Genomic DNA, 21,094 nt, shown 5'->3' with positions numbered 1-21,094 from the left:
AGTTAAAAAGACACTGCCCGAAACAACAGGCAGTGTCGCTCTGAATGCTTAATAAAATTTATTGGAATTCCGACACCATGTAATCGACAGCGGCTTTCACATCTTCGTCGCTCAAATCAGCACGGCCGCCTTTGGCGGGCATCGCATTGAAACCATTGATGGCATGGTCGTAGAGGGTTTCGATGCCTTTTTCAAGACGCGGAGCCCAGTCATCAGCACTGCCCAGCTTGGGAGACTGCATCAGGCCAGCAGCATGACAGGAAGCACAGACCGAGGTCACAATCTGTTCACCGACACCGCCGGCACCGCCGGTTTCAGCCTCAGCGGGTGGCGCTTGCACTGCAGGCGGTTCACCAATATTCACTTCCGCGACAGGACCAATTCGTTCCTGGACCGCTTCAGGTTCCATGCTAGCCGGCGCAGTCACGTTCTTGGCAACGTTTTCCATGTTATCCAGAATCAATAAGACGATGCCAAACAGGATGGCAAATGTAACCAGACTACCGACAAGAAATGTACCCGATTTATTTTTATTCATCGTTGAACCTCAAGCAGAAAATGAAAACCTGCGCCAATTATACGGTCATCAGACAGGCAGTGCCACGCCAATAGCCGTTCTATTCAGTGGATTACTCGATTGCTGTCAGAGCGATTTTGCCCAGAGTGTGTCCGTCTTGCAATTGCTGGTGAGCCCGGATCAGATTATCGGCATTGATTGGACCCAGAGTTTGTTTGAGTGTGGACTGGATCATGCCTTCGTCGAGCATCTCAGCAATGCGGTTGAGCAATTGATGCTGCGCGGTAATGTCGGCCGTCTTGAACATGGGACGGGTAAACATGAACTCCCATACAATACCGGCACTCTTGGTTTTGAGTTTGTCGATATTGTGGTTCTGCTGACTGGTGACAACAAAACAAATCAGGCCCTGCGAGGCGATGAGATCGGTGACTACTTCATAATAAGGATCCGTATCGCCGAGACAGAGAATATAGTCGGGGTCAGCAATATTGAGTCGGCCATATTCTTCGCTGAGATCGTGATGATCGATAACATGATCGGCACCCAGTTCACGACACCACGCGGCAGACTGCTCTCTGGACGCGGTCGCTACAACATTGAGTTCAGCGACTTTTTTGGCCAGCTGGATTGCAATGGAACCGACGCCACCAGCAGCACCAATGATCAACAGGGTTTTACCCTTGTCGAGGTTGGGATAAATTTTCATCCGTGAGAACAGGGCTTCCCAGGCTGTAATACTGGTTAATGGCATGGCGGCAGCTTCCGGCGCGGAGTGCTTGCGTGGGGCAAAGCCGACAATGCGCTCGTCGACAAGCTGATGACTGGCATAGCAACCATCACGGCTGATATCCCCGGCATAAAACACCTTGTCACCCACTTTGAATAATTCGCAGTCTCTGCCGGCAGCTAACACGGTACCGGCAGCATCCCAGCCAACGATCTTGGCTTGTTCCAGTTCACCCTGGATACCAGCTTTGACCTTGGTGTCGACCGGATTGACGGCAATCGCGTCAATGGCGATCAGTAGATCACGTCCTTCCGGCTCGGGCAGTTCGCGTTCAATCAGTGTCGGGGCGGCGTCGGCCGCGGTATAACCGTATGCTTTCATGAGCGGGTCTCCGGCTGTTTAAGCGAGTCCTTTTGCTGAGAGAGCATAAAGGAAGAATGTTTCAGTCTAGGGCTTATCCAGCAGGCGCTGCAATGCCCTGAGATACTCCGGTTCTGAAGGTGGCTGACCATCACGTTGCGATTGCCACAGCATTTCTGCCAGACAGTCTATCATCGCATGTTCACAGTCATGATGATTGCCGTATTTTTGCAGCAGTTGTTGATAGAGCTCGCGGATACCGGCGGGGCGGTCCGTGCTGACCTGCTCATGCAGGGAGATATGCAGTGCCATATGCAGGAAGGGGTTGGACTCTCCGGCTTCGACGCTGAAGTCTTTATCGAGTTTATCCGGATCAGCGAGCAGGGCATGATATTCAGGATGCATTTCAATAATCTGCGCCAGTACCCGTTCGATGCCTTCCAGAGACTGGTTGGTCTGCATTTTCGACCAGACGTCGAAAAAGACTTGTCTCAGTTGTTGACGGTTTTGTCCAAACATCTCAGGCGCAGCGGTCGGCACGCCGCTGTTGGTCGCGGAAAAAATCACACAGATGGCTGACGCAGCATTCACCGCATTTGGGCTTACGGGCAGTACAGACATAGCGGCCATGCAAAATCAGCCAGTGATGAGCATCAAGCATATATTCGCTGGGCACGACTTTCATCAGCTTATCTTCAACGGCGCGCACAGTTTTGCCCTTGGCCAGACCAGTGCGGTTGGAGAGACGGAAGATATGGGTATCCACTGCCATGACCGGTTGTTTGAAGACCGTATTGAGAATGACATTGGCGGTTTTACGGCCGACGCCGGGTAAGGCTTCCAGTGCGGCGCGGTCCTGAGGCACCTCGCCACCATGCTGCTCCAACAGCATGCGACAGGTTTTAATGACGTTCTCGGCTTTGCTGTTAAACAGGCCGATGGTCTTGATGTAGTGCTTGAGACCCTCTACGCCGAGATCGAGAATCGCTTGCGGCGTGTTGGCGACAGGATAGAGTTTATCCGTCGCCTTGTTAACGCCGACATCGGTGGCCTGAGCAGACAGGATGACAGCCACCAGCAATTCAAATGGGCTGCTGTAATTGAGCTCCGTGGTCGGCGCCGGATTGTGCGCCTTCAGGGTGGCAAAAAACTCGCGCCGTTGAGCCTGATTCATCCTGCAGCCGGTGTTTCAACCTCGACCACACTGGCCTGCGGTTGCCTTTTAGCCAGACGAATATCAATGCTGTTTTTGAGCGCGACGATCAGCCCCAGACCAATAAAGGCACCGGGTGGAAGTAGGGCCATCAGAAAACCACGGTAGTCTTCAATCACTGTGATGGTTAGTCCACGCGAGCCCTCACCAAACATCAAATAAGCCTGAGAAAACAAAGTACCCTGACCCAGCAGTTCACGCATCGCGCCAAGCACAATCAGTACAGCCGCAAATCCCAGCCCCATCATCAGGCCATCGAGGAGCGCCGGTCCCACCGAATTACGGGCAGCGAAGGCTTCAGCGCGGCCGATAATGGCGCAGTTGGTCACAATCAGTGGAATGAAAATACCCAGAATTAAGTACAGTTCATGGAACCAGGCATTCATGGACAGCTCGATAATAGTCACGATAGAGGCAATGATCATGACGAACACCGGCAGCCTGGCTTCATCCGGAATTTGATTGCGCAGCAGTGAAATAATGCCGTTCGAGGCGACCAGTGTCAGGATAGTCGCGAGGCCTAGTCCCAGTCCGTTGATCACAGTATTGGTCACAGCCAGTAGTGGACATAAGCCTAGGAGCTGCACCAGACCCGGGTTATTTTTCCATAATCCGTCTACGATAATCTGTTTGTAAGCGTTCATTTGACTTCCTCCGTGACAGCGAACAGCGCATCACGATGTTTGCGGAAATATTCCAACGATTCTTTGACAGCACTGACCACGGCACGTGGCGTAATGGTAGCGCCGGTAAACTGGTCAAATTCGCCACCGTCTTTTTTTACCTTCCATTTCGAGGCCGGCGGATTACCCAGAGACAGCCCTTCAAACTGCAAAATCCAGTCGTCTTTTTTGACATCAATTTTATCACCCAGCCCCGGGGTTTCTTTGTGCTCAATAACACGAACACCGGCCAGTTGACCGTTGTGATAGATGCCAACCAGCATTTTGATCGTGCCGGAATAGCCATCCGGCGCGATCACGGTCAGTACGGCGGCCACCGGTTTCCCATCCTCACGGGCACGATAGACCAGCGTCGGTTCCTCAGTCCCCAGTGCCTCAGTCGGTGGCAGCAGCACAGTGTCCTGGAGAATAGCGTTGTCATATTGTTCATGCGGAATCAGCGCGTTGATGCCATCCAGCAGGGCCTGCCGCTGGTTTTCCTTAATTTGTTCACGGGTATTTTCTTCGGTCAGTGCGACCAGTGTCGTCGCCACAATCGCGAACAGTCCCAGCAACAGGCCGACCCGAATAATATGTTTCTGCAAATCCTTCATGACTTGCTGGTTCCGTAGACTTTGGGCTGGGTATAGTAATCAACCAGCGGCACCAGCATGTTCATCAACAGTACACCAAAAGCCACACCGTCCGGATAACCACCCCAGACGCGGATGATAAAGGTCAGCGCACCGACCCCCGCGCCGAAGACCAGTCTGCCGTTGGGCGTAGTAGAGCCTGAGACCGGATCAGTGGCAATAAAGAAAGCACCAATCATGGTCGCACCACTGAACAGATGAAACATTGGTGAGCCGGTAATATCCGGTGCAAACCACTGAGTCACCAGGCTCAGTACAAACAGGGTGCCCAGCATCGCGACCGGTACCTGCCAACTGATGACGCGTTTATACAGCAGATACAGGCCACCAAGCAGAAACCAGATATTAATCCATTCCCAGCCCACACCGCCGACAAAACCAAACAGATTCTGGTTGACGATAAGATCAGGTTGAATTTGTTGTCCGATCTGGGTTTTCATCGTATCCAGTGGCGTTGCCCCGGACACTGCATCCGGAGTCAGACCGGCAACGGTTTCACCATAGAAAATCAGGTGAAAGGCGTCAGCAAACCCCAGCGGATTATCGGCCAAGGATAGTACTGGCAGCCAGGTCGTCATTTCCAGTGGGAAAGACAGAAGTAGCAACACATAGCCGACCATGGCCGGGTTGAATGGGTTATAGCCCAGTCCGCCGTAGAGGTGTTTGGCAAACACAATTGAAAATATCACGCCGGTCACAGTCAGCCACCACGGCGACAGCGGTGGAATAGAGACGGCCAGTAAAACGGCAGTAACCGCCGCACTGCCATCGCTGATAAAGGGCTTGATAGGGCGGTGACGAATTTTGAGTAACAGAGCCTCGACCGAAAGCGCGACCACCAGGGCCAGCACAATATTGATGATGACGGCGGGGCCGAAGAAATAAACCATGGCGATGACGGCTGGCACCATGGCCAGCATCACCTGCAGCATTTGCAGCGTGACACGGTTAGTCCCAGCCAGAAAAGGGGGACTTATCCGGAATAGGGCCATGGTTTCATTTCTCCTTGTCGTCTGCTGCCGAGGTTTCGGCTGCAGCCTCTTTTTCTTTTTTGGCTTTGGATGCCGCTAAGGCGGCTTTGCGCTGGCGCTGGCGCTCTTCTTTTTCACGCTGTTCGCGTTCCATCCGGGCCTGACGGGTTTCAAAGCGTTCACGGGCCAGGTCTGATTTTTTCCGCTCACGTTCCTGGTTCATGATTTCGGTTTTGGCAAAACGGAAATAAGACACCAGCGGAATTTTGCTGGGGCAGACATAATCACAACAGCCGCACTCGATGCAATCGAACAGATTGTAATCACGCGTCTGATCGAAATCCTTGGCACGCGAATGCCAGTAAAGCTGCTGCGGCAACAGACTCGCCGGACACACAGAGGCACAGTCGCCACAGCGGATACAGGGCAATGGCTCGGTTTTGGGCGCGGCATCTTCCACGCCAACCAGGATACAGTTGGCGGTTTTGGTTACCGGCAGATTATCACCGGACAGGTTGAAGCCCATCATAGGACCGCCGAGGATAAATGGCTCATCCGGTTCGCGCTGGGTTTCAGCAAAAGCCAGCAGTTCTGAAATCGGGGTGCCGAACAGGGTTTCGAAATTACCGGCATGGGTCACATCGGTACCGGTGACCGTCACGATACGTGAAATCAGTGGTTCTCCATGATTAATCGCACGACCCACGGCATAGGCCGTGCCCATGTTGTGTGAAACGATACCGATATCGATGGGTAAACCATTGGTTGGCACCTCCTTGCCGGTGACAACCTGGATGATTTGTTTCTCACCGCCGGTGGGGTAACGGGTGGGAATCACGACGATTCGGGTGTTGGTGAGATGAGATCTGGCAGCCAGCGCCAGCTCCATCGCTGAAATCGCCAGCGGTTTGTTATCTTCGATCGCAAGTATCACATCACGGGCCCGCAGGGCGTGCTGCATGATTTCCACACCATCGAGAATACCGTCAGCACGTTCGCGCATCAGCATATCGTCACAGGAGATGTAGGGCTCACATTCAGCGCCATTGAGCAGTAAGGTTTCAACCGTGTGGTGAACGCCGGGGTTAAGCTTGATAAAGCTGGGGAAACCCGCACCACCAAGGCCGACAATACCGGCATCGCGAATAATCTGGCGAATTTCATGCGGCGAAATATCACGGTAGTTTTCGACCGGGTGACGTTCGATCCATTGATCTTCGCCATCGGTCTCAATCGTGACGCAGGGTGCAGTGAGACCGGATGGGTGAGGTATCGGCTGTTCATCAATCGCAACCACGGTACCGGAGCTGGGTGCATGAAGGCAGACTGATACATGCCCATCGGCGCGGGCAATACGCTGGCCTTTCAGTACTTTTTCGCCGACTTCCACGACCGGAACTGCGGCGGCACCGATATGCTGCTGCAGGGGCAGAATCAGATGACGTGACAGTGGCGTTTTACGAATTGGTGTCTGGGTCGAGCGCTTTTTGTGGCCGCGCAGTTTGAGGCCGCCCGGAAAATCACCTAAAGGCTGGTTCATGCCTGACCTCCACGTTCCAGTTGCAGGTGAGATGGATCCGGCCAGCGCCAGGTATTCGGGTTCTGCGCCATTTCCACCATATCGATGCAGTCGACCGGGCAGGGTTCAACACAGAGTTCGCAGCCGGTGCATTCATCGGCAATGACGGTGTGCATGTGTTTGGCGGCACCCAGAATCGCATCCACCGGACAGGCCTGGATACACAGGGTGCAACCAATGCAGCGCTCTTCATCAATGACGGCGAGCATTTTGGGTTTTTCAACGCCGCACTCTTCATCCAGCGGTTTGGGTTCAACATCCAGCAGATCGGCCAGTGCCTGAATGGTGGATTCACCACCGGGCGGGCAACGGTTGATATCGACTTCACCGGCTGCAATCGCTTCGGCGTAGGGGCGACAACCGGCGAAACTGCACTGACCACATTGAGTCTGTGGCAGCAGTTTGTCGATCTGCTCGACAATCGGATCGCCTTCGACCTTGAACTTGACCGAGGCAAAACCGAGCAACAGTCCGAGAAGTAACGCCAGTAGCGTCAGGGCAATAATCGCTGTCAACATAGGCTTAGACCTTCACCAGTCCGGCAAAGCCCATAAAGGCCATTGACATTAACCCGGCCGTGATAAGACCGATAGCAGCTCCCTGAAACGGCACCGGCACATCAGCCGCGGCCAGACGTTCACGCATGCCGGCAAAAATCACCAACACCAGCGAGAAACCAATCGCAGCACCAAAACCGTAAAGAGCAGATTCGATGAAGCCATGCTGCTCCTGGACGTTGAGCAGGGCGACACCGAGGACGGCACAATTGGTCGTAATCAGCGGCAGGAAAATACCCAGTACCTGGTAGAGAAGCGGACTGGTTTTGTGAACGACCATTTCGGTGAACTGCACCACCACGGCAATCACGAAAATAAAACTGATCGTCCGCAGGAACTCGATACCAAACGGGGCCAGCAGGTACTGGTTGATCAGATAGCTACTGATGGACGACAGCGTCAGCACAAAGGTAGTGGCCAGGGCCATCCCCATAGCGGTCTCCAGCTTGCGCGAGACACCCATGAACGGACACAGCCCCAGGAATTTCACCAGGACAATGTTGTTCACCAGTATCGTGCTTAGCAATATCAGGGCATAATCTGCCATTTAATAACCTACTGATTTTCTCAGGAATTCGTTCTGATTTCAGTGCGAGCGGGGCCCGGCTGCAAATCGTTAATCACTAATTATAGCCTAAAAACAGCTATTTTCGAAACGCTGCAGCTAAGCCTATCTCTTTGTCAGAGAGCAACTTAGCGCGCACTAGACCGACAATCTCAGGGCCGGGAAATTCCGCTGGGGTCGATTGGAATTATTGATGCTGACGGCGTTCGCGGACTGCGGCAGCTAATTCCCGTAGCAGGACTTCAGTGTTGTCCCAGGCCATGCAGGCATCAGTAATGCTCTGACCATAAACCAGTTCCTTGCCCGGTTCAGCATTCTGACGACCGGCTACAAGGTGGCTTTCCAGCATCAGACCGATGATGCGGTTGTCACCCTTGGCGACCTGAGCGGCGACATCACGACAGACGGTTTCCTGCTGGATATGATTCTTGCCGCTGTTGGCGTGGCTGCAATCGATCATCATCCGCACCGACTGGCCGGAACGACCAATCACTTCGGCTGCAGCACTGACACTTTCTGCATCAAAGTTGGGCGCGCGGCCGCCGCGAAGAATGACGTGACAGTCCGGATTACCCGTGGTGGAGAAAATGGCTGAACGGCCCGACTTGGTGAGCGACATGAAGTGGTGTGGCTTGGACGCTGACAGGCAGGCATCGACAGCAATCTGCAGACCGCCGTCGGTGGCATTCTTGAAACCAACCGGGCAGGAAAGACCGGAAGCCAGTTCACGGTGTGCCTGACTTTCGGTGGTGCGGGCGCCGATTGCGCCCCAGGAGACCAGGTCAGCGATGTACTGAGGACTGATTAAATCCAGATATTCGGTCGCGGCAGGGACGCCCATCTCGGCCAGGTCAAGTAACAGTTTGCGGGCAATATGCAGACCATCGTTGATTTTGAAGCTGCCATCCAGATACGGGTCATTAATCAGCCCTTTCCAGCCAACGACCGAACGTGGTTTTTCGAAGTAAACCCGCATGATGATATGCAGATCGGCTTTTAATTCTTCGATCAGTGGTTTCAGTCTTGTGGCATACTCACGGGCAGCGGCCGGATCATGAATAGAACAGGGGCCGACGATGACAATCAGCCGATCATCTCGCTTGTGCAGGATGTCCTGACTGGCCTGGCGGGCAAGAAATACCGTCTCCGACGCTTGATCGGTGATGGGCAGTTCTTCATGTAATTGCGCTGGCGGCAGAACTTCCTGTATGCCGATAATGCGCAAGTCGTCTGTGCTGTAGAGCATGATGGTTGCTTAAAGTCGTCAATAAATAAACGCTAAATTGTACTCGCTGTGCCGCTTTTGTGCTACGGCGGTGTGGCCGGAAAGGAATGGACTCGATCTGACCCTAAATGATGTGAATTGTTCGCCAGTTGGATCAGATATTGCAGCGTAAACTTCAGCATTGAAGCGAAGTCTCAGCTTGGGGCGATGGGGCAGGAAAAAGGAAATCATATGCGGTTGGTCGAATCATTAAAACACGGGCAAGAAAAACTCGAGTCCTTGAACAGCGAATTGAAAAGCCGGGTGGAGAGCACCCTGAAAAACTGGCCGGAAACGTTAAACAAGAAAGTTTCGGATATTCGCAATCTCTCTTTGCCCTGGACGCAGTATTTTCACTTCTTCCATGAGCCTGATGAAACTCTGGCAATCCCTGAGGATAAAGCGCTCAGTGAGAAATTCGTCGCCCTGCGCCAGCGTCTGGAAGCAGAGCTGGGCGAAGAAAGTTACGTCGGCGAATGGTTTTTACTGGATCAGGACTGCATTGATCAATTTGCGGATGTGACTGGCGACCATCAATGGATCCACACTGATCCAGAGCGCGCGGCTCAGGAGTCGCCCTTCAAAACGACGATAGCCCACGGTTTTTTGACGCTATCGCTGATTCCCATGCTGACCGATACCGTGAACCCGGAAAAAAATGACTACCCTGAAGCACGACTTGTCGTGAACTACGGCATGAATAAAGTGGTGTTTCCGGCACCGGTCAGAGCCGGAAAGCGTATCCGTGCCCGTACCCGGATTATTGAAATCCGCGAACTGCGAAGAGGGCTGGAACTGGTGCGTGAGGTCAAGATTGAAGTTGAGAACAGCAAGCGTGCAGCCTGCATTGCCGAACTGGTGTTAAGGCTCTATGACTGACAAATAAAAAAGCGGCCATCAGGCCGCTTTTTTGTATTTAATGCACAGTCACTTCGAATAGTGAGGCGTTAAGCCAGAGATGCAGCCAGATACTGGCGGCATAACCCAGGGCAATCGCCCAAATCCATTTGAGATGGCTGAAGAAGGTATAAATGCCACGAGCCTGTCCCATGACGGCGACACCGGCGGCAGAGCCAATCGACAGCAGTGAGCCGCCGACACCGGCAGTCAACGTCACCAGCAGCCATTGACCATGGCTCATTTCCGGCATCATCGACAGTACCGCGAACATTACCGGAATATTGTCGACAACGGCTGATATCAGGCCAATCAGGATATTGGCGGTGGTCGGGCCCAGGTCACCGTACATCAATTCCGAGCCCAGGCTCAGGTAACCGATGGTGCCCAGACCACCCACGCAAAGAATAATGCCGTAGAAGAACATCAATGTGTCCCATTCGGCGCGTTCAATCTGGCGGAAAATATTAAAGGGCCTGCGGTTCTCTCCGACCTCTTCCAGTTCCATCATCAGTCGTGATTCACGCAGCTTGAGTATGTAGCCGTAAATTTTGAGAAAGCCAAGCCCGGTCATCATGCCGACTACCGGAGGCAGGTGCAGGAAGTTATGCGCGCAGACTGCCATGGCGATCGTCAGCAGGAACAGACCAATGACAACGAAGGCGCCTTCTTTGAGAACGACTGTGTCGTTCCCGGCTTCCGGCGTCACGTTTTTGACTGTCAAAGACATCAAAAACGCGGGTATGAACCAGTTCACCAATGAAGGCAGGAACAGCGCGAAGAACTCATGAAAATCAACTACACCTTTCTGCCAGACCATCAATGTTGTGATATCACCAAAGGGACTGAATGCACCACCGGCATTAGCGGCAACGACGATATTGATACAGGCGACAGTGACAAAGCCCAGGTTATTGCCGCCAACGGCCATGACCACGGTGGCCATCAGCAATGCGGTGGTAAGGTTATCAGCCACCGGAGAGATGAAGAACGCGAGCAGACCAGTCAGCCAGAAGATGGTACGCAGGGAAAAGCCTTTGTTAATCAACCAGGCTCGTAAAGCATCGAAAACGCCGCGTTCCCCCATGGTGCCGATATAGGTCATCGCGGCCAGCAGGAACAGGAAGAGCTCAGCGTATTCCAGCAGGTTATGCCGAATCATGACTTCGGCGGTGTGATGGTAAGCGGTATCAGCTTGCTGCGCGTAAACCAGCGCAATCATCGCCCAGATAAGCCCGGCTGCGACCATCACCGGCTTGGATTTACGCATATGAATTTCTTCTTCGACCACAACCAGTGCGTAGGCGAAGATGAACAGGGCGATGGCCGCATAACCCACCCAGTGGGTGGTCAGATCAAGTAATTTAACTTCAGTGGCTGCCGCTGCCAGTTGCGGCATCAAAGACAAAGCTATACCCAGCAGGGAGGCAGACACCATTGTCTGACCTTTGTGGTGAGCGTTCACGTGGACGGTCCTTATTGAAATTCAGGTCAACGCGCAATCATACGCTGCCCAGCAATCAAAGCAACTACTTAATTGGGGGTAGTCACCTTGGTCATGACCGTGTTGTAGAAGCCGACAGAAGCATCTTCGACTAGGTCAAACACATGATCAAAACCGTTCTGGCCACCGTAATAGGGATCCGGCACATCATTTTCATCCCGTTCCGGCGCATAGTCGAGAAACAGTTTGATTTTGTTTCTCAGATCGGGCGGACAGGCGGCATGCAGGATCTCATAGTTGTCGGTGTCCATCGCCAGAATGTGGTCGAACATGTCGAAATCAGTCCGGGCGAACTTGCGGGCACGGATATGCGACAGGTCAATGCCGCGTTGACGCGCGGTTTGCTGGGCACGGGCATCGGGCTCCTCGCCGATGTGATAGGCGTGGGTGCCAGCCGAATCAATCATAAAGCGATCCAGTGTGCCGTGTTTTTCCACCAGGTGAGTGAACACGCCTTCAGCGGTGGGAGAACGACAAATATTGCCCATGCAGACAAACAAAACTTTGATTTGACTCATTTTTCCTCTTTAAACCTGTGCCAGTAAACGGTCAATCATGGATTCGGCCTGACCCAGATAGCCACCACCGAATAAGTTGAGATGATTGATAATATGATAAAGATTATAAAGCGTTTTTCGCATCTGATAACCGTTGTCGACCGGATACTCGGCGTTGTAGGCCGCGAAGAAATCACCGCCGAAACCACCAAATAACTCGGTCATCGCCAGATCGGCTTCACGGTCACCGTAATAACAGGCCGGGTCAAAAATGACCGGGTTACCCGCATCATCTGCGGCGGCATTGCCGCCCCACAAATCCCCGTGCAGCAGAGCGGGTTGCGGCTGATGTCCTCCCAGCAGCTTATCCAGGTTCTCCAGCAGTTTTTCGCCTTGACTTTGCAGACGGCCACCGAATCCGTTTCCGGCGGCAAACTGTAATTGCTGGCCCAGACGTTCATCACGCCAGAAGCTCAGCCAGTCATGTTTCTGATCATTGATTTGCGGGGTGCTGCCAATGGTGTTGTCCATATGCCAACCGAAATAAGGCTGTGGGACGCGATGCATTCTGGCCAGTTGTTCGCCCATGAGTGCCGACGCGCTGCCGCGCAGGCTGCCCAGTGGAATGTATTCCAGTGCCAGATAGCTGTGCCCGTCAGCGACACCATAGCTGATGACTTCCGGCACTCTGATGGAGTCGGTAGCCCGCATCTCATGCAGTCCATGCGCTTCGGCTTCAAACATGGATGCCAGTTGCGGACTGTTAACCTTGATGAAATAGGAAGCCGAACCATTATCGAGCCGGAAAGCAGAGTTGATGCAGCCACCGCCGATACTGGTGACATTGGCGTTATGCAGATTTTTACCGGTGGCCTTCTCAATCTCACTGATAATCGAACTGAACTGTGCCATGATGAATTCCTGTTTGATTATTGGGCTGTCCTCAATTGCTGCTCAGCCGAACCGGGCGCAGCTGGACATGGTCTGTTTGAGTGTTAAGCTGAATTACATTCTGCCAAGACCAAGTTGCCCCTTCAAATTCAGGTGCACAAAAGGAGGTTGTTTATGACAGCGGAAACTACGATGAATCCCAAACAGCGCGTTGCTCTTCATGCCGCGAACCTGGTTGAAGCCGATATGGTTGTCGGCTTGGGCACCGGTTCCACCGCCAACCTGTTCATTGAAGCGCTGGCCAAGCGACATCGCAATGAAAACCTCAATGTCACCACAGTCAGCAGTTCAGCCATCAGCGCGATCAAGGCCAAGGAAGCCGGTTTGCCGGTGGTGTCGATTGACTCCCTTGACGAGCTTGACCTCTATGTAGATGGTGCCGATGAAGTGACGCCGGATTTAACCCTGCTCAAAGGACGTGGCCAGGATCTGGTCAGGGAAAAGTTGCTGGCCACTGCCGCCGATCAATTTTTTGTCATGGTCGACGAGAGCAAACTGGTGGAAGTTATCGGTGAAAAGTCGCCGATACCGGTGGAAGTGATGCCTGAGGCCTGGAAACTGGTATTCAATCAACTCAAACATCAGGGCGGACGTGGTGATTTAAGACTCAATGCCAGCGGTGATAATGTTGCGGTGACCGCCCATGGCAGTCTGGTGTTGGATATGTATTTTGATCATGTCGACAGCCTGGAACTGACGATGATCCTCGATACCATTCCCGGTGTGGTTGAGCACGGTATTTTCAGCGACCTGGCGACAGCCGTGTTTATAGGCGGAGACACCGAAGTGGAAGAGCACTGGCGCCAGGAACCGTAAGGCCCACCTTATGAAAGCAGCTGACGCCGATTATCATAGCTAGATATGACAATCGGCGTCAGTCCGTGTCTCGCTGAAGCGCTTATTTTTTCAGCTCTTCCAGAATTGTTTCTGCTTTGGAACGGCCGAACTCACCGGAGCCTTCGACACCGATATATTTCACCACGCCGTCTTCGACAATCATCGCAAAACGATAACAGCGAATGCCCATGCCGCCGCCGCTCATATCACGGTCCAGCCCCAGCGCTTTGCTGTATTCGGCGCTGCCATCAGCCATCATTCGTACTTTACCTTCCACATTATTTTCTCGCCCCCATGAGGCCATGACGAAGGCGTCGTTGACTGCCATACACCAGATTTCATCGGCGCCTGCTGCCTTGATCTCATCAGCATGCTTAACAAAACCCGGCAGGTGCTCGGCAGAACATAAAGGGGTAAAAGCACCGGGTACACCGAAAATAACGACGGTTTTACCTTTCACCATTTCACCGACGTCTTTGGGCTCAGGTTTGAGCGGACAACCGTTTTCAGGGTCAAAACCGATACTTTCGCTTAATTTACCTGCAGGCAGGGTTTGGCCAACTTCAATAGTCATAACCGGCTCCTTTTTCTGTGTATGTAAAACCACACTAGCATAAGGCAGGCAAACTCAGATAAAAACACCCTATTTGCTAGGGTTTTGTCAGTTTGGTTTTCACCGTTTCAGTCGTTATCATGAGCTGCAGTGCTGAATAAATTAAGGAAACTATCGATGGCTGAACAACTACGTTGGGGAATCCTGGGGGCGGCCCGGGTCAATGACAAACTGATGCCGGCGATCGTCGAGGCAGAGAATGCCAAACTGGTGGCGATTGCCAGCCGTAGACTGGGTGCCGCAGCAGAGACGCTGCAAAAGCATGCGCCAAACGAGACCGATGCTGAAGCGCTGGATGATCCAGAGGCATTGCTAGCGCGTGATGATATTGATGCGATTTATCTGCCCATGGCGAATGAGGAGCATGCCGAGTGGGCTTTGAAAGCGATTGATCATGGCAAGCATGTGCTGATCGAAAAGCCGATGGCGCTGAAAGTGGCAGACATTGATGCCATTGAAGCCGCTGCAAAAGCGAATGACGTGACCGTGATGGAAGGTTTCATGTACCGCTTCCACACCCAGCATGATTTTGTCCGGGATTTGATTGATTCCGGCAAGATTGGCGAAGTCCGGACTGTCAAAACCGCTTTTGCTTTTCCAATGAAACCGGCCCGCTTGTATCGCATCAACCGGGATATCGCTAATGGTGGCGGTGCCATGTGGGATATCGGTCCCTATGCCGTTCATACCGCTCGCCACTGGTTTGACAATGAGCCAGTCGCCGCCACTGCGATGGCCAAGCTGAATGAGCATGGCGCTGATGTCAGTCTCAGCGGTATTTTTGATTTCGGTGACGGTCGCTATGGTCATTTTGAAATGAGTTTTGAACACGCCCGCCGCAGTGTCTATGAGATCATCGGTACCAAAGGCGGGATTACCTGCCACACCGTCTGGCAGCCACACGACGAGCAGCCGCTGATTTCCTACTGGACCGATGCCGGTGAGTCAGAAACGGTGTCCTTGCCGATGGCCAATCATTTCAACCGTGAAATCGAGCATTTTTCTGACTGCATTTTGAATAATAAAGCGCCGTTTCTCAGTATGGCTGATGCCCGCGGCAACTGCGCCGCCATCAATGCCGCGTTGCAATCAGTAGCAGAAGGTAAAACGATAAAAATCAGCTGATAAGTTGCTATCTGACTATCCGCAGATTACGCAGATGAACGCAGATTTATGTTCTGAGCAACAAAAACTTAGCCTCAGCATCAAGTGGACAATTCATGTTCATTGAGGCAAACATTTATTTGTCTGAAACAAATAACGAATCTGTGAAAATCCGCGTAATCTGCGGATGAACTCAATAAATCACTGTGACTCTGTGGTTAATGCTTATTAGCGAAAGAAATTAACAATAATGGTCAGCACCAGGCTGACTACAGCCATGGAGGTGATGGGGATAAATATCCGGCTGTTACCTTTGTCGATATTGATATCGCCGGGCAGTTTGCCAAACCAGTTAAGTAGCCAGGGGGCGAACTGCCAGATCAGACCCAGTGCAATCAATATCAGGCCGATGATAATCAGGGTTTTGGCCATCAGAATAAATCCATTTGTTGTGGATGGGGTCGAAACAAATCGCGATTCAGCGGTGTTGAGCGCTGATTCAAACCATGCTTTTTAATCGCTCGCTGAAAACGTTGTTTAATCATTTCAGCGTAAAAGCCCTGCCCCTGCAGACGGTGACCGAAGCGGGGATCATTGGTCTTGCCGCCACGGCTGTCCCTGATGCGGTTCATCACATGCTCAGCTTTATCGGGGTAGTGATTATGCAGCCAGTTTTCGAATAGATCACTGACTTCACGCGGCAGGCGCAGCAGAATAAAGCTGACTGAGTTTGCACCGGCTTCGGCACAGACTGAAATAATCTGTTCCAACTCGGTATCCGTCAACACCGGAATCACTGGCGCAATCAAGACACTGACTGGAATCCCTGCCCGGCGCAGTGTGCGGATGGTTTGCAAACGCCGCTGCGGACTGCTGGCCCTCGGTTCCAGCTTCCGTGCCAGGGCTTTATCCAGTGTGGTGATAGACAAGTTCACCTTAACCAGATTATCAGCCGCGAGCCGTGACAAAATATCAACATCACGCTCGACCAATGCCGACTTGGTGACAATAGTGCAGGGATGTTTGAAGCTTTCCAGCACGGTCAGAATCTCACGGGTGATTTGATACTGACGCTCTATCGGCTGATAGGGATCGGTGTTGGCGCCCAGGGAAATCGGTGAGCATTCATATGATCTCGCCATCAGTTCCTTACGCAGCAGTGCCGCGGCATCCGGTTTCGCGGTCAGTTTGCTTTCAAAATCGAGGCCGGGAGACAGCCCCAGATAGGCGTGAGAAGGGCGGGCGAAACAGTAAATGCAACCATGTTCACAGCCGCGATAGGCGTTAATCGACTGACTGAAGGGCAGATCGGGGGAAGTGTTACGGGTGATAATGTTGCGCGGCGATTCGATCGACACGTCAGTTCGAAAGGTGGGAAAAGCCTCTTCCTGAAACCAGCCGTCATCGATCTGTTCGCGTTCGAACTCGCTGAAGCGACTGTCCCTGTTATCTAGTGTTCCGCGTCCTTTAACAGTTTTAACAACGCCCTGCATCAGTCCGAGAGGTAATATTGAATTGTCGAGACGACTCTGACCTTCTTGATATGCGGGGTGTTGTTGTCACGAGGACTGATGCTGAACTGGCCCTGGGAAGCACGGCGGATTTTACCCAAGCGGCTGTCTGAATCCTCGGCAAATTTTTCTGCCACTTCTCTGGCTTTACGGGTGGCATCTTCAATCATGGACGGTTTAATTTCATTCAGACGGGTGAACAGATATTCGGTCTGCGACTGATAGTTATTGCCGGTCAGAACAATGCCCTGTTTGCCCAACTCTGAGAGCTTGCCCATGACCTCACGGACGGTGTCGATGTCTTCTGAATAGACAGTCACCGTCTGAATGCCGGTGTAGCGGAATTCAGCCCTGTTTTGATTGCCATATTGCTGTGCTGATTTGTCCGTAATGGCCGGTGTGCCAACAGTAATATCCTGACGGGTGACGCCTTGGCCAGTCAGAAACTGAATAATCGTCTCGGTATTGGCATCAATGTCCTGGTACAGCGACGGCAGATTGTTGCTGGCCAGTGAGAATTGAATCGGCCATATGACCACATCAGCGGTGAATTCTTCTTCTGCCAGTCCTTTTACGGTGACAGAGCGTTCATACTCCTTGACATCGATGGCCGCACTGGCAATCAGCCAGCCCAGTGCCGTAAGTCCAAGGAAAACCCCCAGTGACAGGGCCAGCGCATTGAATCTGTCCATATTCTGCATAGCGCGCTCCAGAAAGAATGAGGATTTGATTTTAACAGTTGTTACGGCTTGCGGGAAAAGTGTTCTCGGGAATAGGCAACCCGTTGCTGCACATTCATTTTATGTTTATTCCCCAGCGCTTCAATCTGACGCAGGCGTGGCACTAAGCCTTCCCCATTAGCGACCTGAATACTGAGACCGGGGCGGGCATTGAGCTCAAGCAGCATGGGACCTTTCTGGCGATCGAGGACGATATCGGTCCCGAGATAACCCAGCCCCGACATTTCGTAGCAGGATGCTGCCAGATTGAGTAATTGTTCCCAGTGGGGCACCTGCAGGCTGTGGAGGTTGGTGCCGGTATCCGGGTGCAGCAAAATGGGCCGGTCAAACTGAACGGCTTTCAGGGCACTGCCATCGCCAATATCCAGACCGACACCTACTGCTCCCTGGTGGAGATTGGCTTTGCCGTTAGAGTCAGAAGTCGACAAGCGCATCATGGCCATCACGGGAAAGCCCTTGAACACGATGACGCGGGTATCCGGCACACCTTCGTAGGTATAGCCGGTGAAACAGTCATCGAATTCAATCAAGCTCTCGATAATTGCCACATCCGCCTTGCCACCCAGTGAGAACAGTCCGGCCAGAATATTGGAGACATGTCGCTCCAGGTCGCTGATAGAAGCGATTTGACCATTGGTTTTGTGATAACCGAGATCATCTTTGCGGGTGATGACCATGATGCCTTTTCCACCACTGCCATGCGCGGGTTTGATGCAAAAACCGGGCAGCTCGGTAATCAGATCGCCCAGGTCTTTTACCTCATGCTGCTCGCGGATCACACCATATAAATCCGGTGCGGTGACACCCGCTTCGAGTACCATCTTTTTGGTCTGCAGTTTGTCATCCACCAGTGGGTAGAGATGGCGTGGATTGTAACGGCTGATATAGGAAATATTACGGCGGTTCATTCCCAGCACGCCTTTTTTGGCAAGTCTGCTGGGGTGAACGTAACGCTCACGGATTTCCTGGAACCAATTCAGCAACGGTCCGCTCATTATTTATCCTCGACCATCGGCTTAAAGCGTTTCAGCTCCAGCAGGCGATAACCGGTGTAGTTACCGGCCATCAGCACCAGTGCCATAAACACCAGCTGCAGGCCAAGGTAGTTGAAAGTCAGGTGGCGGATGAGTTCATTATTCATCGCCAGGTAAGCCAGAATCGCGACCAGCAGGGAGCCACCACCCTGAATCAGCACCTGATGCGGACCTTCCTCTTCCCACAATATCGACATGCGTTCGATGGTCCAGGCCAGGATGATCATCGGGAAGAAGGTGACTTTCATGCCCTCAGTCAGGCCCAGTTTGTAGGCGATAATCGAGAACAGCGCGATCATGCCTATCACCATGATAATGACCGCAGATATTCGTGCGACCAGGAGTAGATTCAGGTAGGACAGATAAGAGCGAATCATCAGCCCCATACCGACAATCAGTAAAAAGCCAACCAGGCCTGTAAGCAAGCTGGTTTGAATAAAGGCGAGTGCAATCAGCACTGGCATAAAGGTGCCGGAGGTCTTGATACCGACCAGTATCCGCATAAGAACCACGACAAGTACGCCGACCGGAATCAGCAGAATACCCTTGAACAGCGTTTGCTCTTCCAGCGGCAACGTGTACAGCGAGAAATTCAGCAGTTCACTCTCGGAAAACTTCTGGTTCAATGCGACGCTGAATGGCTGCTCCTGCTCAATCATTGAAAAGGTCACCATCGAGTTTCGGCCGCCGATGACTTCCAGTACCGGGCCGGAGTGATACTCCCATAAAAGCAGGTTGTCAGGACGACCCTGTTCACCCGTTTGCGGGTTGAACAGTTTGTAGTCTTCGTCGTCAAATACCTGAATGTAATCAATCAGTTCCTGCCGTCTGCGGCCATCTTCCAGAGACAGGGCATGAACGGCACGGGCAGGCACACCGGCCTGCTGCAGCAGTTGCACCACCCAGCTGATTTGCGGTTTGAGCTGTGCCAGGAGTTCCGCATTCTGAGTCTGGTTCTGGAACTCCAGGATCAGTTCACGTGCCAGCGTGTATGGCGTAGAAGAACGCTCCTGCGCCCGGTCCAGCAGTTGATTCGCCGCTGTGGCATAGGGTTCTTTTTCAATATTAACCTTCAGATCGGGGGCCTGGCTGGGATTGGGTGGAATCGCATAGGGGTCCAGCAACATATCCACGCGGTAATAAAGCGCCTGTTCACCGCTTGCTTCACGGATCGACCATTCAGCACGCTGGCCACCATTTTCCTTCTCAGTGTAGGCGAGTCCATAACCCGGACTGGCCGTATGTTGGCTTAGCTGAGTGAAACCAGGCTGGGTATTGGGAATAGCCAGAGAGGCCAATACTTCGCCTCCTGTGGCTTCAAACTCAACTTTGGCTTCCACCGACCAGGTCTGACGTTTTTCGCCCGGCAGCCACGGAATATCATAAGTGTAATGACGGTGCAGGCTGAGACTGATACCGGCAATAATCAGCAAGCCAACCAGCAGATAAAATGGTTTGCGGGATGCCATGACGATGTCCTTTATGGTTTTTTGGTTTTGCTGACGGCTTTAGGTTGATTTTGTCCTGCCACAATATCCGGTTTGGGCTGAATATTACGTCTGGCCACATCAACCACAGCGACATCGCGTAAAAACTCACGTCCCAGCAGGATGGGATAGTTCATTTGAGTCCGGTCTGTCAGGGTGAACTCAGCGACTTCAGTCATCTTGCCAAGACGCACCGTCAGTGCAGCAACAGGACGACGATCCAGGTCCTCTGAAGAAGCTTGGCGAATGCGCACATAGCGAATCAATGGTGCTTCAATTTCGAAGCTGTCATCACTGTCGTCAGGCGCCAGGCGGAAACGCACCCAGCGTTGACCATCTTTTTCGAACGGGGTGATATCCAGCGCACTGATGGAAGAGGTGGTGGCACCGGTATCGATACGAGCTTCATAAACGCGGTTGATGGATTCAATCCACAGCCATTCAACCCGACCAACAACGATTTTATTACCGATATTGTTTACCCCGGCGCTGTTTTCTGCCGATGGCGGACACGCTGCTGCTTTGGTTGATGACCTGGCCGGGGCGGGGGGCGGAATCACATTGGGTTTGCGGTCCAGTTTTTCTTCGACAGAGGCCAGTTTGTTGTCAATATCGCGCTGCTGCTTTTCAATCTGCTGCAACTGCTCGCTTTGCAGGCCCTGTTGGGTTTCCCATTTCTCACATTGTTGACTCATCGACTGCACAAGCCGCATTTCAGTCTCGGTGAGGGCGGCGTTAAGCTGAGTGGGTGTGACGGTGGGTGTGGGCGGTGTACGGTTAATGCAACCACTGAGTAGCAGGGATGAAGCGAACAGACAGAAAGTAACCGGTCTAAGCATGTGAATCCT

General features: G+C 52.6%; 24 protein-coding genes. 3 read left to right on the top strand and 21 right to left on the bottom strand.

Going from position 1 to position 21,094, the window contains the following annotated elements; translation table 11 throughout:
- Nucleotides 1–58: 58 nt before the first annotated feature.
- The 11 genes from OMQ46_RS09815 to OMQ46_RS09765 all read right to left on the bottom strand — a co-directional run bounded on the left by OMQ46_RS09815 (nt 59) and on the right by OMQ46_RS09765 (nt 9,053).
- Nucleotides 59–538 (bottom strand): c-type cytochrome, encoded by a 480-nt coding sequence (locus tag OMQ46_RS09815; RefSeq protein ID WP_266236601.1) that lies wholly within the window; start codon nt 536–538, stop codon nt 59–61.
- Between the two features lie 91 nt (nt 539–629).
- Nucleotides 630–1,628, bottom strand: coding sequence for a zinc-binding alcohol dehydrogenase family protein (locus OMQ46_RS09810; RefSeq protein ID WP_266236600.1), 999 nt, complete (start codon nt 1,626–1,628; stop codon nt 630–632).
- A gap of 66 nt (nt 1,629–1,694) precedes the next feature.
- On the bottom strand, nt 1,695–2,126 hold the full coding sequence (locus tag OMQ46_RS09805) for a DUF1841 family protein (RefSeq protein WP_266236599.1): 432 nt from the start codon (nt 2,124–2,126) through the stop codon (nt 1,695–1,697).
- Nucleotide 2,127: 1 nt separating this feature from the next.
- Nucleotides 2,128–2,781, bottom strand: coding sequence for an endonuclease III (gene nth, locus OMQ46_RS09800; protein WP_266236598.1), 654 nt, complete (start codon nt 2,779–2,781; stop codon nt 2,128–2,130).
- A complete protein-coding gene (locus OMQ46_RS09795; protein ID WP_266236597.1) occupies nt 2,778–3,464 on the bottom strand; it encodes an electron transport complex subunit E in 687 nt (228 codons plus the stop codon). The genes nth and OMQ46_RS09795 overlap by 4 nt, the downstream gene beginning before the upstream one ends.
- The gene (rsxG, locus tag OMQ46_RS09790) at nt 3,461–4,096 is read right to left on the bottom strand and encodes an electron transport complex subunit RsxG (protein WP_266236596.1); all 636 of its coding nucleotides are present in this window, start codon (nt 4,094–4,096) and stop codon (nt 3,461–3,463) included. Before rsxG ends, OMQ46_RS09795 begins: the two co-directional genes overlap by 4 nt.
- Nucleotides 4,093–5,127, bottom strand: coding sequence for an electron transport complex subunit RsxD (gene rsxD / locus OMQ46_RS09785; protein WP_266236595.1), 1,035 nt, complete (start codon nt 5,125–5,127; stop codon nt 4,093–4,095). The genes rsxG and rsxD overlap by 4 nt, the downstream gene beginning before the upstream one ends.
- Nucleotides 5,128–5,131: 4 nt before the next feature.
- Nucleotides 5,132–6,646, bottom strand: a complete 1,515-nt coding sequence (gene rsxC, locus OMQ46_RS09780) for an electron transport complex subunit RsxC (protein ID WP_266236594.1) — start codon at nt 6,644–6,646, stop codon at nt 5,132–5,134.
- Nucleotides 6,643–7,203, bottom strand: a complete 561-nt coding sequence (gene rsxB / locus OMQ46_RS09775) for an electron transport complex subunit RsxB (RefSeq protein ID WP_266236593.1) — start codon at nt 7,201–7,203, stop codon at nt 6,643–6,645. Before rsxB ends, rsxC begins: the two co-directional genes overlap by 4 nt.
- Nucleotides 7,204–7,207: 4 nt before the next feature.
- Nucleotides 7,208–7,789: an electron transport complex subunit RsxA gene (gene rsxA / locus OMQ46_RS09770; RefSeq protein ID WP_266236592.1), complete on the bottom strand. Its 582-nt coding sequence runs from the start codon at nt 7,787–7,789 to the stop codon at nt 7,208–7,210.
- Nucleotides 7,790–7,994: 205 nt separating this feature from the next.
- Entirely contained in the window at nt 7,995–9,053 is a 1,059-nt protein-coding gene (locus tag OMQ46_RS09765) for a 3-deoxy-7-phosphoheptulonate synthase (RefSeq protein WP_266236591.1), read from the bottom strand.
- 210 nt (nt 9,054–9,263) lie between these two features.
- On the opposite strand from OMQ46_RS09765, the gene OMQ46_RS09760 reads away from it, so the two are divergent.
- A complete protein-coding gene (locus OMQ46_RS09760) occupies nt 9,264–9,950 on the top strand; it encodes a MaoC family dehydratase (protein WP_266236590.1) in 687 nt (228 codons plus the stop codon).
- A 37-nt stretch (nt 9,951–9,987) separates the two neighbouring features.
- On the opposite strand, the gene nhaD is transcribed toward OMQ46_RS09760, so the two are convergent.
- From nhaD to OMQ46_RS09745, 3 genes are all read right to left on the bottom strand, one after another.
- Nucleotides 9,988–11,406: a sodium:proton antiporter NhaD gene (gene nhaD / locus OMQ46_RS09755; protein WP_416234841.1), complete on the bottom strand. Its 1,419-nt coding sequence runs from the start codon at nt 11,404–11,406 to the stop codon at nt 9,988–9,990.
- A 95-nt stretch (nt 11,407–11,501) separates the two neighbouring features.
- A complete protein-coding gene (locus tag OMQ46_RS09750; RefSeq protein ID WP_266236589.1) occupies nt 11,502–11,990 on the bottom strand; it encodes a low molecular weight protein-tyrosine-phosphatase in 489 nt (162 codons plus the stop codon).
- Nucleotides 11,991–11,999: 9 nt separating this feature from the next.
- Nucleotides 12,000–12,881, bottom strand: a complete 882-nt coding sequence (locus OMQ46_RS09745) for a fructosamine kinase family protein (protein ID WP_266236588.1) — start codon at nt 12,879–12,881, stop codon at nt 12,000–12,002.
- Nucleotides 12,882–13,034: 153 nt separating this feature from the next.
- Between OMQ46_RS09745 and rpiA the strand changes: the two genes are divergently transcribed.
- Nucleotides 13,035–13,736 (top strand): ribose-5-phosphate isomerase RpiA, encoded by a 702-nt coding sequence (gene rpiA / locus OMQ46_RS09740; RefSeq protein ID WP_266236587.1) that lies wholly within the window; start codon nt 13,035–13,037, stop codon nt 13,734–13,736.
- A gap of 82 nt (nt 13,737–13,818) precedes the next feature.
- On the opposite strand, the gene OMQ46_RS09735 is transcribed toward rpiA, so the two are convergent.
- Nucleotides 13,819–14,331 (bottom strand): peroxiredoxin, encoded by a 513-nt coding sequence (locus OMQ46_RS09735; protein WP_266236586.1) that lies wholly within the window; start codon nt 14,329–14,331, stop codon nt 13,819–13,821.
- 156 nt (nt 14,332–14,487) lie between these two features.
- On the opposite strand from OMQ46_RS09735, the gene OMQ46_RS09730 reads away from it, so the two are divergent.
- The gene (locus tag OMQ46_RS09730) at nt 14,488–15,495 is read left to right on the top strand and encodes a Gfo/Idh/MocA family protein (RefSeq protein WP_266236584.1); all 1,008 of its coding nucleotides are present in this window, start codon (nt 14,488–14,490) and stop codon (nt 15,493–15,495) included.
- 207 nt (nt 15,496–15,702) lie between these two features.
- Here OMQ46_RS09730 and OMQ46_RS09725 read toward each other — a convergent pair whose 3' ends face one another.
- From OMQ46_RS09725 to OMQ46_RS09700, 6 genes are read right to left on the bottom strand one after another with little or no spacing between them, the layout of a single operon-like run.
- Complete coding sequence (locus tag OMQ46_RS09725; protein ID WP_266236583.1) at nt 15,703–15,906, bottom strand: DUF2905 domain-containing protein; 204 nt, start codon at nt 15,904–15,906, stop codon at nt 15,703–15,705.
- Nucleotides 15,906–16,967: a PA0069 family radical SAM protein gene (locus tag OMQ46_RS09720; RefSeq protein ID WP_266236582.1), complete on the bottom strand. Its 1,062-nt coding sequence runs from the start codon at nt 16,965–16,967 to the stop codon at nt 15,906–15,908. The genes OMQ46_RS09725 and OMQ46_RS09720 overlap by 1 nt, the downstream gene beginning before the upstream one ends.
- The gene (locus tag OMQ46_RS09715; protein ID WP_266236580.1) at nt 16,967–17,686 is read right to left on the bottom strand and encodes an SIMPL domain-containing protein; all 720 of its coding nucleotides are present in this window, start codon (nt 17,684–17,686) and stop codon (nt 16,967–16,969) included. Before OMQ46_RS09715 ends, OMQ46_RS09720 begins: the two co-directional genes overlap by 1 nt.
- A 41-nt stretch (nt 17,687–17,727) precedes the next feature.
- The gene (locus tag OMQ46_RS09710) at nt 17,728–18,720 is read right to left on the bottom strand and encodes an alpha-L-glutamate ligase-like protein (RefSeq protein WP_266236579.1); all 993 of its coding nucleotides are present in this window, start codon (nt 18,718–18,720) and stop codon (nt 17,728–17,730) included.
- A complete protein-coding gene (locus OMQ46_RS09705) occupies nt 18,720–20,228 on the bottom strand; it encodes an inactive transglutaminase family protein (RefSeq protein WP_266236578.1) in 1,509 nt (502 codons plus the stop codon). The genes OMQ46_RS09710 and OMQ46_RS09705 overlap by 1 nt, the downstream gene beginning before the upstream one ends.
- A gap of 11 nt (nt 20,229–20,239) precedes the next feature.
- Nucleotides 20,240–21,085: an ATP-dependent zinc protease gene (locus OMQ46_RS09700; protein WP_266236577.1), complete on the bottom strand. Its 846-nt coding sequence runs from the start codon at nt 21,083–21,085 to the stop codon at nt 20,240–20,242.
- Nucleotides 21,086–21,094: the final 9 nt, after the last annotated feature.

It is taken from the genome of Methylophaga sp. OBS1 (assembly GCF_026319365.1).
Note: the sequence above shows the minus strand (reverse complement) of the source record. Positions and strands in the feature narration are given on the sequence as shown.

Coding starts and splice junctions, on each gene's coding strand:
- OMQ46_RS09815 (WP_266236601.1), bottom strand. CDS start 538: ATGAATAAAAATAAATCGGGTACATTTCTTGTCGGTAGTCTGGTTACA.
- OMQ46_RS09810 (WP_266236600.1), bottom strand. CDS start 1,628: ATGAAAGCATACGGTTATACCGCGGCCGACGCCGCCCCGACACTGATT.
- OMQ46_RS09805 (WP_266236599.1), bottom strand. CDS start 2,126: ATGTTTGGACAAAACCGTCAACAACTGAGACAAGTCTTTTTCGACGTC.
- nth (WP_266236598.1), bottom strand. CDS start 2,781: ATGAATCAGGCTCAACGGCGCGAGTTTTTTGCCACCCTGAAGGCGCAC.
- OMQ46_RS09795 (WP_266236597.1), bottom strand. CDS start 3,464: ATGAACGCTTACAAACAGATTATCGTAGACGGATTATGGAAAAATAAC.
- rsxG (WP_266236596.1), bottom strand. CDS start 4,096: ATGAAGGATTTGCAGAAACATATTATTCGGGTCGGCCTGTTGCTGGGA.
- rsxD (WP_266236595.1), bottom strand. CDS start 5,127: ATGGCCCTATTCCGGATAAGTCCCCCTTTTCTGGCTGGGACTAACCGT.
- rsxC (WP_266236594.1), bottom strand. CDS start 6,646: ATGAACCAGCCTTTAGGTGATTTTCCGGGCGGCCTCAAACTGCGCGGC.
- rsxB (WP_266236593.1), bottom strand. CDS start 7,203: ATGTTGACAGCGATTATTGCCCTGACGCTACTGGCGTTACTTCTCGGA.
- rsxA (WP_266236592.1), bottom strand. CDS start 7,789: ATGGCAGATTATGCCCTGATATTGCTAAGCACGATACTGGTGAACAAC.
- OMQ46_RS09765 (WP_266236591.1), bottom strand. CDS start 9,053: ATGCTCTACAGCACAGACGACTTGCGCATTATCGGCATACAGGAAGTT.
- OMQ46_RS09760 (WP_266236590.1), top strand. CDS start 9,264: ATGCGGTTGGTCGAATCATTAAAACACGGGCAAGAAAAACTCGAGTCC.
- nhaD (WP_416234841.1), bottom strand. CDS start 11,406: ATGGTGTCTGCCTCCCTGCTGGGTATAGCTTTGTCTTTGATGCCGCAA.
- OMQ46_RS09750 (WP_266236589.1), bottom strand. CDS start 11,990: ATGAGTCAAATCAAAGTTTTGTTTGTCTGCATGGGCAATATTTGTCGT.
- OMQ46_RS09745 (WP_266236588.1), bottom strand. CDS start 12,881: ATGGCACAGTTCAGTTCGATTATCAGTGAGATTGAGAAGGCCACCGGT.
- rpiA (WP_266236587.1), top strand. CDS start 13,035: ATGACAGCGGAAACTACGATGAATCCCAAACAGCGCGTTGCTCTTCAT.
- OMQ46_RS09735 (WP_266236586.1), bottom strand. CDS start 14,331: ATGACTATTGAAGTTGGCCAAACCCTGCCTGCAGGTAAATTAAGCGAA.
- OMQ46_RS09730 (WP_266236584.1), top strand. CDS start 14,488: ATGGCTGAACAACTACGTTGGGGAATCCTGGGGGCGGCCCGGGTCAAT.
- OMQ46_RS09725 (WP_266236583.1), bottom strand. CDS start 15,906: ATGGCCAAAACCCTGATTATCATCGGCCTGATATTGATTGCACTGGGT.
- OMQ46_RS09720 (WP_266236582.1), bottom strand. CDS start 16,967: ATGCAGGGCGTTGTTAAAACTGTTAAAGGACGCGGAACACTAGATAAC.
- OMQ46_RS09715 (WP_266236580.1), bottom strand. CDS start 17,686: ATGCAGAATATGGACAGATTCAATGCGCTGGCCCTGTCACTGGGGGTT.
- OMQ46_RS09710 (WP_266236579.1), bottom strand. CDS start 18,720: ATGAGCGGACCGTTGCTGAATTGGTTCCAGGAAATCCGTGAGCGTTAC.
- OMQ46_RS09705 (WP_266236578.1), bottom strand. CDS start 20,228: ATGGCATCCCGCAAACCATTTTATCTGCTGGTTGGCTTGCTGATTATT.
- OMQ46_RS09700 (WP_266236577.1), bottom strand. CDS start 21,085: ATGCTTAGACCGGTTACTTTCTGTCTGTTCGCTTCATCCCTGCTACTC.